The 13,201-nt window shown below is 33.4% G+C and carries 9 protein-coding genes; 7 read left to right on the top strand and 2 right to left on the bottom strand.

Annotated elements, in window-relative coordinates:
• Positions 1-28 precede the first annotated feature (28 nt).
• The 4 genes from J3477_RS14005 to J3477_RS13990 all read left to right on the top strand — a co-directional run bounded on the left by J3477_RS14005 (position 29) and on the right by J3477_RS13990 (position 4,405).
• On the top strand, positions 29-1,354 hold the full coding sequence (locus J3477_RS14005; protein ID WP_206870561.1) for a 6-phospho-alpha-glucosidase: 1,326 nt from the start codon (positions 29-31) through the stop codon (positions 1,352-1,354).
• 8 nt (positions 1,355-1,362) lie between these two features.
• Positions 1,363-1,845: a PTS sugar transporter subunit IIA gene (locus tag J3477_RS14000; RefSeq protein WP_206870560.1), complete on the top strand. Its 483-nt coding sequence runs from the start codon at positions 1,363-1,365 to the stop codon at positions 1,843-1,845.
• Positions 1,846-2,094: 249 nt separating this feature from the next.
• The gene (locus J3477_RS13995; RefSeq protein ID WP_206870559.1) at positions 2,095-3,351 is read left to right on the top strand and encodes a 4Fe-4S dicluster domain-containing protein; all 1,257 of its coding nucleotides are present in this window, start codon (positions 2,095-2,097) and stop codon (positions 3,349-3,351) included.
• Between the two features lie 19 nt (positions 3,352-3,370).
• On the top strand, positions 3,371-4,405 hold the full coding sequence (locus J3477_RS13990; RefSeq protein WP_206870558.1) for a DUF362 domain-containing protein: 1,035 nt from the start codon (positions 3,371-3,373) through the stop codon (positions 4,403-4,405).
• Positions 4,406-4,505: 100 nt separating this feature from the next.
• On the opposite strand, the gene J3477_RS13985 is transcribed toward J3477_RS13990, so the two are convergent.
• Positions 4,506-5,699, bottom strand: a complete 1,194-nt coding sequence (locus J3477_RS13985; RefSeq protein ID WP_228731280.1) for a YibE/F family protein — start codon at positions 5,697-5,699, stop codon at positions 4,506-4,508.
• Positions 5,700-5,952: 253 nt separating this feature from the next.
• Here J3477_RS13985 and J3477_RS13980 point away from each other — a divergent pair, with 253 nt between their 5' ends.
• Entirely contained in the window at positions 5,953-10,257 is a 4,305-nt protein-coding gene (locus tag J3477_RS13980; protein WP_206870557.1) for a metallophosphoesterase, read from the top strand.
• 127 nt (positions 10,258-10,384) lie between these two features.
• On the opposite strand, the gene J3477_RS13975 is transcribed toward J3477_RS13980, so the two are convergent.
• Entirely contained in the window at positions 10,385-11,638 is a 1,254-nt protein-coding gene (locus J3477_RS13975; protein WP_206870556.1) for a multidrug effflux MFS transporter, read from the bottom strand.
• Between the two features lie 199 nt (positions 11,639-11,837).
• Here J3477_RS13975 and J3477_RS13970 point away from each other — a divergent pair, with 199 nt between their 5' ends.
• Positions 11,838-12,290 (top strand): MarR family winged helix-turn-helix transcriptional regulator, encoded by a 453-nt coding sequence (locus tag J3477_RS13970; protein WP_206870555.1) that lies wholly within the window; start codon positions 11,838-11,840, stop codon positions 12,288-12,290.
• Between the two features lie 67 nt (positions 12,291-12,357).
• A complete protein-coding gene (locus J3477_RS13965) occupies positions 12,358-13,044 on the top strand; it encodes a DUF4386 family protein (RefSeq protein WP_206870554.1) in 687 nt (228 codons plus the stop codon).
• Positions 13,045-13,201 lie beyond the last annotated feature (157 nt).

Genomic DNA, 13,201 nt, shown 5'->3' with positions numbered 1-13,201 from the left:
AAAGAATAAAAGGAAAGAGGTAATATATATGAAAAAACATTCTATTGTTATTGCAGGAGGAGGAAGTACTTTCACTCCAGGAATAGTTATGATGCTACTAGACAATCTACACCGTTTTCCAATTAGAAAATTAAAATTATACGATAATGATGGTGAACGCCAGGGAGTTATTGGTGAAGCCTTAGAGATAGTATTAAAAGAAAATGCACCTGATATAGAGTTTTCTTTCACTACAGATCCGGAAGAAGCCTTTACAGATGTAGATTTCTGTATGGCTCATATTAGAGTTGGAAAATATGAGATGCGTGAAAAAGATGAAAAAATTCCTCTAAAATATGGAGTAGTTGGCCAAGAAACTTGTGGACCAGGAGGAATTGCCTATGGAATGAGAAGTATAGGAGGCATGTTAGAATTAATAGATCTTATGGAAAAATATTCGCCAAACTGTTGGATGCTAAATTATTCTAACCCCGCTTCAATAGTTGCAGAAGCTTGCAGAAGATTAAAGCCAAATTCGAAGGTATTAAATATTTGTGATATGCCAGTAGGAACCCTTCGCCGTATGGCTGGAATTGTGGACTTAGAACCAAGTGATTTAGAAGTTAAGTATTTTGGATTAAATCATTTTGGATGGTGGACTAGCGTTAAAGATAAGGAAGGAAATGATCTAACAGAGAGAATAAAAGCTTACGTTGCTGAAAATGGATACCTTACAGTAAAAGAAGTAGAAACACAGCATACAGATCCAAGCTGGCAGGAAACTCATAAAAAAGCAAAAGATTTACTAGCAATAGATCCAAGGTTTTTACCTAATACTTATCTTAAATATTACTTGTATCCAGACTATGTTGTAGAGCATTCTAATGCAGAATATTCTAGAGCAAATGAAGTGATGGATGGAAGGGAGAAAAGCGTATTTAGTGCTGCAAGAGATATAGTTAAAGCAGGAACAGCTAAAGGTGGAGAGTTCCATATTGATGCACATGCTACCTTCATAGTAGATTTAGCTAGAGCAATTGCTTACAACACTCATGAAAGAATGCTTTGCATAGTTGAAAATAAAGGAGCTATAGCAAACTTTGATCCTACTGCTATGGTTGAGGTTCCATGTATTGTAGGTAGTGACGGACCAGAACCATTAGCTCAAGGAGAGATACCACAATTCCAAAAAGGATTAATGGAACAACAAGTATCAGTAGAAAAGTTAGTTGTAGAAGCCTGGATAGAAAATAGTTATCAAAAATTATGGCAAGCTCTTACTTTATCTAAGACGATTACAAGTGCTAGAGTTGCTAAGTTATTACTTGATGACCTTATAGAAGCTAATAAAGGCTACTGGCCAGAATTGAAGTAGAGGTTAACATGTTTAAAAGTTTATTTAAAAAGAAAACTAAAATACTTTATGCCTTTGCTGATGGTATAAGTGTTGATTTAATTGAAGTAAAAGATGAGGTTTTCTCACAAAAAATGATGGGGGAAGGAATCGCAATAAAGCCTAGTGATGATAAAGTATTTTCTCCTTGCGATGGAACCGTAGTTGCAGTTATGAAAGAGAGTAAGCATGCAGTTGGAATTAAAACTTCAGATGGAGTTGAGATGCTGATTCATGTTGGAATTGATACTGTAATCTTAAACGGTGAGGGATTTCAGTTATACTGTGAAGAAGGAAAAGTAGTGAAAAAGGGTGACCTTCTTTTAAGCTTTAACAGAGAACTGCTAAAGCAAAGAGACTTGGATGATACTATAATGTTAGTGGTTTCAGAGCTTAATAGTCATAAAATTGCAAGTTTTAATGCAGGTGCTATTATCAAAGCTAGAGAAGGAATTTTAATCGAGTATATTTAACGTTGTGAAAAATAATAATTAAAGATAAGGTATATATAAATTGGTAGTTTTACAGTTTATATATACCTTTTTCATATTTTTTCTTTGACTTGTAATATATAGAAATGTAAAATTGAACTAATGAGTACAAAAGTATTAATTATATATTAAATTAATACCTTCAAATTAAATGTGTATCTTTAAAATTATGCTAATAATTCGGCAAAAATTTGGAGATGATGTAATCATCTTTAGAAAGGTTGTGAAAGTATGTCTCATATTTCAAATAAAAACGCTTACAAGATGTTAGAGGATAGAATTAATAGATTTCCACAGGGTGCGCCACCTTCAAAAACCTTATATAAAATACTAAGCATGCTTTTTACTGAAAAAGAAGCAGAATTAGTTGCTATGCTTCCTATAAAGCCGTTTACATTGAAGACTGCAAGTCAAATATGGAAATTAAGTGAAGTTGAAACTCAAGGAATTCTTGAAAAATTAGCTTCTAGAGCTATAATTATGGATATTGATTTTGATGGTAAAAAAGAATATTGTCTTCCGCCTCCTATGATAGGTTTTTTTGAGTTTTCTCTTATGAGGACCAGAGACGATATAGATCAGAAGACTTTATCTGAGCTGTACTACCAATATCTTAATGTAGAAGAAGACTTTATTAAAGATCTATTCTTAGGTACAGAAACTAGATTTGGAAAGGTTTTTGTTCAAGAAGGAGTTCTTTCAAGGCAAAATGAACTTGAGATAATGGATTATGACAGAGCTAGTAATGTAATTAAAGAAGCTAAACATATTGCTGTTAGCATGTGTTTTTGTAGACATAAGATGCAGCATTTAGGAGAAAACTGTGATGCGCCTATGGAAACTTGTATAACTCTTGGAAATACAGCTCACACCTTGAGTAAAAATGGGTATGCTAGAACTATAGATGCATCAGAAGGATTGGACATATTGAACATGGCATATGAACATAACTTGGTTCAGTGTGGTGAAAATGTTAGAAATGGTTCTGTATTTATGTGTAATTGCTGTGGCTGTTGTTGTGAAGGAATGTTGGCGGTTAAAAAGTTTGGATACATGGCACCTATTCAAACCACAGCGTTTTTGCCTCAGGTAACTGATGAGAGCTGTGTAGGCTGTGGTAAGTGTTCAAAGGTATGTCCTATAGAAGCTATAAAAGTTGATCCTATTACTAAAAAAGCAAAAGTTGATGAGGGGATATGCCTTGGTTGTGGAGTATGCGTTAGAAATTGTCCTAAGAAAAGTATATATCTTAAACATAGGGGCAAAGAAATAATAACCCCAGCTAACACGACCCATAGAATAGTTCTGCAGGCTATTGAAAAGGGGCAACTAACGGAACTTCTTTTTGATAATAAAGCATTACTTAGTCATAGAGCTATGGCAGCAGTTTTTTCATCTATTTTAAAACTTCCGCCAATAAAGAGAGCTATGGCAAGCAAACAGATGAAATCAGTATATTTAGATAAATTGCTAAGTGGAAAAGAGTAAATTAATTGGGGGTTAAACTATGGCAAAGGTTTATTTTAAGGCAGTGGATTCTTATTCTAACACAGAAGAGATAAGCAGTGCTGCTAGAGAGCTTTTAACTATAATAGTAAAAGAAGATAAGGTGATTTTAGAAAAGTTCATTCCATTAAAGGTTCACTTTGGAGAGAAGGGCAATAACACCTTCATCCAATCTAAAAATTATGCAGGAGTGATAGATTATTTAAAGGAACAGCATATTGAAAGCGCATTTATAGAGACGAATGTGTTGTATAGGGGTGAAAGAACTACCAAGGAAAAACATATAAAGCTGGCTAAGGAACATGGTTTTACAGAACTTCCTATAATAATTGCTGATGGTGAACATGGTGAAGACTATACAGAAGTTGAAACAAATAAGAAGAACTTTAATAAATGCAAGGTTGGTAAAGAGATTGCAGATAAGAAACAATTGATCATAATGAGTCATTTTAAAGGCCATGCGCTTGCAGGTTTTGGAGGAGCTATAAAACAGCTTGGAATGGGATGTGCTGCAAGAGGTGGAAAGCTTGCGCAACATGCAAACTCCATACCTAAGATTAGTTCCTTAAAGTGCAAATCCTGCAAAGCATGTGCAAAAAGGTGTCCAGAAAGTGCGATAACTGTGGATAAAAAAGCAAAAATAGATAAGGATAAGTGTGTTGGTTGTGCTTCCTGTATGGCAATATGCCCATATGGTGCTATATCAAATAGCTGGGTTGCATCCATATCTAAATCCTTTAATGAAAGACTTTCTGAGTATGCTTATGCTGCTGCCAAGGATAAAACTAATATTTATATAACCTTCGCATTTAATATAACTAAAAACTGTGACTGTGAAGGGCATAGTATGAAGCCAATTGTAAATGATGTAGGAGTTTTTGCTTCAATTGATCCTGTAGCTATAGATAAAGCCTGTCTTGATATCGTTGATAGAAACAATGGAAAAACTGTATTTAGAAGAGGTCGATATACACTTGATTATGCTGAAAAGATAGGGCTTGGAAGTCAAAGCTATGAGTTTGTGGAAATTAAATAGCTATAAAATAAGTTTATTTTTAATATAATATTTGTTTGTAAGGTTATGTATTCAGATTAAAGGACTGAAAGCTTTGAATGAGCTTTCAGTCCTTTTAACATCATTTTGAAGGGGCAAATTTATAGATAAAACTTTTATTTTTCTTACTTTGATTCTGGAAGGCTGGTATTAGCCTAGAAGAAATAAAAGCAATTATAGGAACAGTTAGTATTACAGCTAAACTGCCTGTAAGACCTTGAATTATTTCAACATTAACCATGTCCATATTAATGAGTTGATTATACCCTACATTATAGAAATAAATTATAATAATCATGTTTAGTGATGCACCTGCAAAGGCTAAAATAAGAGTATTTGCCATGGTACCCATCATATCACGTCCTACGTTCATACCAGAAGCAAACAAGTCTTTTTTACTTATCTTGTTATTTGACGAATAGATCTCCTGAATTGAAGAGGCAATGGATATGCTTAAATCCATAACAGCTCCTAGAGAAGCTATTAAGATGCCGGCTAATAAAAGACCTTCTACTTTAATATTAAATTTAGCGGATATCATGTTTAAAGTCTCTACATCTTGTGTGCTATAGCCAGTTAAATGAGCTAATTTTCCTACAATTAGTGCTATGATTGCAGCTATTGCTACACCAAGTATAGTTCCTAGTATTGCGGAAATGGTTTTTGCACTATATCCATTTAGTAAAAGTAAAGTTATACCTGTAACTAAGATTATTATAACTATTGAGGATAGTACTGGTGAGTAACCTTTGTAGAGCATAGGTACAAATAAAAATATAATACATATAAAGGTAAATGCTAGTCCAATAACTGACTTTGCTCCTTTTCTTCCTCCTATAACACATAATGAAACGAAAAATATTATGACAAACATGTATTGCACTGGAGCTCTATAATAGTTATAAACCATCACCTGATACTCAGAACCAGCTGTGTCAATTTCCGTAATGACTGACATCCCTTTTTTTACATATACACTGTGAGTGTCGCTAAGGTAGTTAGTTATGTCTTTAAGTTCTCCTTTGTGCTCTCCTGATAGTATTTTTACACTTATCTCTTGACTTCCAAGGAATATGTTAGAACCGTTTTCTAAGGGCTTTACAGATTCACTTTTTACGTTTAAAACTTGAGCTTTCTCATATCTTACATAAGATTTATTATTTTGCTTACTAGAACCTAATGGATGGTTATTGTTGAACATATAAAGAAATACAGCAAATAATATGAAGAATATAGACCAGAGTATAAGCTTACTAGCTTTTAAGTTTTTAAACACTACAATACCTCCTTTAATTTCAACAGTGGTCTTAAATTTAGTCCTAAATTAAAATATAAAGTATATAGAAAGCTAAAAAAAGCATTATTGTAAAGCTAAGGTTAAAGGAGTGTTAAGATTTTCAAGAGGGATACAAAATAACAAGAAATTTACAAAAATTAATTGACAGTTAACTTGCGCTAAATAAACAATTAACATAGAAGGAATATACTTCCACATGGTGATAAAAATATTTTAGGGAGGTATTTATTTAGTGCGTAGAAAATTAGTATCCTCAATCTTAGCTGCAGTTATGGTATTCACTACTGTTATTAGTAATGTAAGTACAGTGTTCGCTGCAGACAATACTACAAATAACACAACAAGTACTGCAAGCGGTACTACTGACAATATTAGAGAGATAGCACTTTCTCCAGGAAAAGACTCATCAGAATTAAATTTCACATGGTATTCAGTGAAAAATTCAGGTGATGCAGAGATTCAAATTGCAAAGAAATCTGATTATGATGGACAAACATTCCCGGTTGATAAGGCGCAAACCTTCAAAGGAACTAAGAATGAAGGTAACGATGGTCTTAATTCAAATAAGGTAGTGGCAACTGGAATAGCAAAGTCTACAGAATATGTTTATCGTGTTGGTGATGGTACTAATTGGAGTCAAACTTATCAGTATACGTCACAGAATTCAAGCTCATATAATTTCATATTAGCCGGTGATCCACAAATAGGGGCAAGTGGTAATATTGATAACGACAAAACTGGATGGGTATCTACAGTAAATAAGGCTACAACAGCTTTCCCTAATTCAAGCTTTTTATTATCTGTAGGGGATCAGGTTAATAATGGCGGTGAAGTAAAGGGAATAAGCAACGAAACAGAATATTTAGCTTATTTTGCTCCAGACCAGTTTAAGAGTTTACCAATAGCTGCTATAGCTGGAAATCATGAAACCTATGGCGCAGGACATAATACACACTTTAATGTGCCAAATGAATCAACTTATGGAACTGTTTCTAGTGCTCCAACCTCAGGTGGAGATTACTATTTTACTTACGGAAACGCTTTGTATATGATGATTAATAGTAACGACGTTAACTCTGCGGATCATGAAGCTTTTATGAGAGATGCTATAGCTAAAAATCCAAACGCAACTTGGAAGGTAGTGTCATTACATCACTCAATATATAGCTCAGCAGATCATGCAACAGATGATGATATAATTTCTAGAAGAAATTTTTTGCCGCAGGTTTTTACTAGTTTAGGCATTGATGTAGTTTTAGATGGGCATGATCATTGCTATACAAGAACCTATCAGATGGTAGGAAATCAACCTACAAATCAAGTAAATGATAAGAAGGTTTCAATAACCAATCCATCCGGCACAACTTATCAGGATGAAACTGTTATTAGACCAACTGGTGTTGCGTACATTACAGCAAACTCAGCATCTGGAAGTAAGTACTATGAGATGAAGCAGGCAAATACTCAAAGTTATTATGAAGCTGTAAAGCAACAACTTCATGTACCTACCTTCTCTAATGTTGAAGTAAGTGATAACAGCATTACAATCACAACTTATAGAGCTGATAACATGGAAAAGACTGATAGATATACAATAGCAAAGAGTGAGATTAAAGATGAACCAACGCCAAATATAACAGACATAACTTTTGCACCAGGATCAGATCCAAGTGAGCTTAACTTTACTTGGTATTCAGATGTAAATGCAAGAGATACTGAGGTACAAATTGCTAAGAAGACTGATTATGCAAATGGAGTTTTCCCAATAACTAAAGCTAAAACTTTTGTTGGTAAGAAGGCACAAGGTAATAACAATGCTATATCTAATAAGGCTACTATAAAAGGGCTTTCTCTTGGAACTGAGTATGTTTATAGAGTAGGAAATGGGGTAACTTGGAGTGCAATCTACAACTTCACAACTCAAAATCCAACTGATTATAATTTCTTACTTGCAGGGGATCCACAAATAGGAGCAAGTGGAGATATAAACAAGGATAAGAACGGATGGATAGATACATTAAATAAAGCAACAACAGCGTTTAAAAATTCAAGCTTTTTACTTTCTTTAGGGGATCAAGTAAATAACGGTAAAGAGGCTACTGGAGGAGATAATGAGCCTGAGTACTCAGCATACTTTGCTCCAGAGCAATTTAGAAACTTGCCGATAGTGGCATTTGCTGGTAATCATGAGACTTCTGGAAAGGGACACAATACTCATTTTAATGTGCCAAATGAATCCTCAGCTTATGGGATAGTTGATACAAAGCCTGATACAGGGGCTGACTACTATTTCACCTATGGAAATACTTTATATATGGTATTAAATAGCAATGATGTTAATACTGCTGATCATAAGGCTTTCATGCAGGAGGCTATAGCTAAAAATCCAAATGTTACCTGGAAGGTAGTAGCGTTGCACCATTCTATATATAGCTCTGCAAACCACGAGACTGATGCAGATATAATAGCAAGAAGAAATACTATGCCTCAGGTTTATACTGAGCTAGGGATAGATGTGGTTTTAGATGGTCATGATCATTGTTATACAAGAACTTATCAGATGGTAAACAATGAAGCTAAAGCACAGGATAAAGATGACAAGAAGACAGTAGCTAATCCTTCAGGATCGGCTTATCAAGATGAGAAGGTCACTGATCCTACAGGAGTGCTTTATATAACTGCTAACTCAGCTTCTGGAAGTAAGTACTATGAATTCAAAGAACCAAATAGCAGCAATTATTATGAGGCAGTTAAGCAACAGTTCCATGTTCCGACCTTCTCAAATGTATCTGTAAATGCAAACAGTATTACAATAACTACTTATAGAACTGACAATATGGAGATAACTGATAAATACACAATAGAAAAGACTAGTACAAAGGTTTCACAAGTTGTTAATGGTGATGCAAGCAAGGTTGTGGATACATTAAATAAGACTAGTGAAGGTTCCAATATTACTGTAGATGTAAGTGGAAGTAAAACAGTTGATAAGACTATATTTGACTCTATAAAGGGAAAAGATAAAACTGTTAATTTTGTACAAGACGGTCTTCAATGGTCTTTTAATGGTAAAGATATTACTAATACTACAAAGAATATAGATATGAACGTTAATGTAGCAAGTGTAAATAATTCTTCATCTTCAAATAAAGCTGCAATTGCTGCAAAGGTTGGAAATGCAGGAGCTACAGTTGTATCCTTTGCAAATAATGGACAACTTCCTGGAAAAGCAACTGTAAAAGTCAAATTAGATACACAGTGGCTTTTAGATCCAACTAATTCTAAGAAAAATCTATATGTATATTATTATAATGAAACAACTAAAAAGTTAGAAAATATCGCAAGTGGACTAAGTGCAAGTAACGGATACGTGCAGTTTAGTATTACTCATAACAGTGACTATGTAATTTCTGATAAGGATATATCAGAACCAGTAGCAATGAGCATAAGTGATGCAAGAGCAAAGGCATCTGGAAGTGCTGTTATAACAGGTGTAGTTAATAATGTTGTGGGCAGTAATGTATTTGTACAAGATGATAATGCTGGCATATGCTTAAACAATACACCAAAAGCTGATCTTAAGAGAGGCGATAAAATAACTGTAACAGGAGATTTATCAAACTATCACGGGCTTATTGAAATAACTCCTAAGGATTTACCAAGTGTTTCAGTTGTAAGTAGCAATAATGCTGTTTCTCCTAAAGTACTTACAATAAGTCAAGCAAATGATTCTGTACAGTCACAGTTAGTAAGATTAAAAGGTGTTACTTTAAAAGATATAAATACTTCAGCGTCATCAACAATTGAAGACAGCACTGGCAACATTGTAATATATAAAATGCCAGAATTAAAAGACTTCAAAGTTGGAGATAAGATCGATGTGGTAGCATCTGTAATGAAATACGATACTACTTTAGAACTTTCAGTTTCAAGTGCTAGCGATATCACTAAGGCTGGGCAGACTGAAGCAAATGATGTAGCAGCAAAGATTGATGCGTTACCAACTACCTTAACTCTAGCAGATACACAAAAGGTTAGTGATGCAAGAAATGCATATAGTGCACTAAATGATGATGAAAAGAAGCTAGTAAGTAATTTAGCTAAGCTAACTTCAGCAGAAAATACAATAGCAAAGCTTCAGTCAGATAAAATAGCTTCAGATACAGTAATTGGAAAGATAAATGCTATACCAGCAAGCTTAACTCTTGCAGATGCACAAAAAGTTACTGATGCAAGAAAAGCATATAATGCTCTAAGTGATGATCAAAAGAAGCTAGTGACTAATTTGTCTGCATTAACTTCTTCAGAAGACAAGCTTAAGGCTCTGCAAAACGCAGCACCAAACTCAGGAAATAACAATAATAACACAAACAATACATCTACTAGTACAAGTGGTTCAAGTAATCAAACTATAAGCTCAATACCAAAAACAGGAGCAGTAGTAGGTACTGGAGTATTACTTGTAATAGGAGTAGCACTAATTGGTACAGGAGTTATGTTTATAAGAAGAAATAAAAATAGTCAAATAGCAGAATAATAAAAACCTCACTGAAGTTACCTTCTTCAGTGAGGTTTTCTTGCGTGTCCGCCTTTTTGATTCAAGGTGAAGCAAATTTATAGGGATGATAAATTTTATCTTTTAATGTATCCCATAAAAAGATATTCTAGTCTTCTGCTTCACCATGATATGATACGTGTTTTATATACGGTTTATTAGAGATAGTTAACCAAGCAGCAAGACTAAGCAATCCGATTATAAGATACATCAATCCCATAAGTACTATTCTATTTATAAAGTTTGTAGATATCATAAGCATTCCAATACTTCCAAAGAAGGTAAAAGCAAAGCTCATAAGTGAAGAGGCAGCGCCTGTATCGCCATCTAATTGCTCTATCATAAGATTAGTTCTTGCAGGCCCGATTATACTTCCAAATAGGGAAGCTGGTATTAAGGATAAGGCAAAGATCCAAGGTTTCATAAAGCCAACAGTTATAAGTAAAAGACCACTTATGCTCATAATTATATATGAAGTAGTTATAATAGGCTTATAGTGAAAATGTTTGGAGAGTCTAATATAAAGTAAAGGACCTAGAAGAAAGAATACTGCATTTATTGCAAAATAATAGCTATAAACTCTTTCACTTAATTTAAAGCCATCAACATAGATATATGATGAAGCTGAAATAAAGGACATAGATGCTATAGACATCATAGAAAAAGTTATAAGCAGTGAAGTAAAACTTTTATTTTTAGCTACCACACCTAATCTACCTATAGACTTAAATATACTTCCTTCAGTACGTTCTTCTATGGTTTCATTCATTGCAAGACTTCCTGCTAAACTTAAAACTCCTATAACAGCTAGTACTACGAACACACCTCTCCAAGAAAGTGCACTAAGGATCAAAGCTCCTATAACTGGAGAAACAATCGGTGAAACCATCCCCATAGATTGTACTATTGCCAAAATTGAAACACGTTTTCTTCCAGCATAAACATCTTTAACTATAGCTGTTGAAACAGCAGTAGCAGCACCACAGCCTATAGATTGTAGAATACGATAAATTATAAGTTGATATACACTAGAAGAAAAAATGCATAGTATACTTGCGATTGTATAGATTGAAAGGCCTACAAGTAGTATTGGTTTTCTGCCATATTTATCGCTTAAAGGTCCCCAAAACATAGTACCAATGGCATAGAATACAAAGAAGAAGATTAAAGTTAAATTAACCATACTGGCAGTAGTATTAAAGCTTTCAACCATCCTAGGAAGTGCAGGTAAATAAACATCTGTAGATAAGGGAATAAAAGCACTCAAGAAAGCTATAAAAACTACAAAACCTTTATCTCCTAAGTATTTCTGTTTTTTCTCATGTTTTTGCTCCGAATTATCAATTACTACTTTTTCTTCCATTAAATCCTCCGTCCAGTAAATTATTTATAAGTTATAAAATGATTATAATGGACGCTAGATAGGGCTGTAAATGATAACTTTAAATTTTAAAGTTTGTAACTAATTGATAGTTGAATTAGGAAACCATCAATGTATTGACATAAATATATTATTGGTATACTATGGTGTTTAGTTGCTAAACATAGGGAGGGATGAGATAATGCCTGAAAAAATAAATGCAGAAGTTATGATACATAAATTCGAACAAGTTATGAATAAATATAATAAATCAGAAAAAAGACCCAAGTATTATGGAACAAAAGACTTGTTATACAGGTCCGAAGCTCATACAATCGAAGCCATAGGAAAAAATAATAGAATCAATGTTACTGAATTAGCTCAATATTTAGCGATAACTAAAGGTGCTGTTTCTCAGATGATAGATAAACTAGTGAAAAAGGGTCTGGTAAACAAAAAAATGGTATCTAATACTGAAAACGAAGTGGCTTTAGAACTAACAGAAAAAGGAGTTATTGTATATAAAGGGCATGAGGAATACCATAAAGAACTATATGCTGAAATTTCACAACGATTGGATTACTTATCAGAGAAAAATATGGAGACTTTTTTAGACATTTTAAATGAATTAGAAAATTTTCTAGATCAAAAATGATTATTTTTTTGTGATAGTGTTTAGTAACTAAACACTATTGGAATATGATGGATAGGAGTAATTTATTATGAGTATTATTACGTTTTACAAGTTTTCAGGAGCTTTTATTATTATGGTGGCCTTAGGATTCACTATAAGTCAAATTGGGGTTACTAAGATTTTTAATTATCCTCAAATATTGAGGGAGTCCAGTGATATTATATTAAACAAATTTTATGAAGGAGGAGTAAAACTGAAGTTCTTTTGGAGTCTCTTTGCATTAAGTTCATTAATGCTTATTCCAATGTCAGCAATATTCTATACAATTTTAAATAAAAATGATACTCCTTATTTGATTATTGGAGAAACCTTTGGTATAGCATCAGGTATTTTTTATGTTTTAGGCTTAATGCGATGGGTATTTTTAGCTGATAGATTATCAAAAGAATATATAAATATGAATATCACTACTGAAAAGAAAGAAATAATTGAAATAATTTTTAAATCATTTCATGTATATTGTGGGAATTCAATAGGAGAAACATTGGGTTTTCTTTGTATGGGAGTATGGATTATTATAGTCGGTATTTCCATGAGTGCTCACTCTATTTTTCCTAAGTTAATAGGTGCAGGCTTTATTACTTGTGGTATAGGAATAATGGTAGCTCCTTTGGAATGGTTAGGATTTAAGTTCACAAATAAGATTAATAAAGTATCTATGAAATTTCTAATGCTTCTGCTAGTATTTGTTGGAGTGAGATTGATAATGTATTGATGGGAAATACGTGAATTGAGGAAAGAGTTTCTTTGGATTATTTAACAGCAAAGCCAGTTTAAATGAGGGGCTACCATTTAAACTGGCTCTTGTTGTTCTATTTTGTGTTTTTTTAAAATTAGGTATTGACCTAAAGTTAACTTTATCATTTATCATT

This window comes from Clostridium zeae (assembly GCF_017312485.1).
Classification (GTDB): domain Bacteria; phylum Bacillota; class Clostridia; order Clostridiales; family Clostridiaceae; genus Clostridium_AR; species Clostridium_AR zeae.
This window is presented reverse-complemented; position numbering and strand designations above follow the sequence as displayed.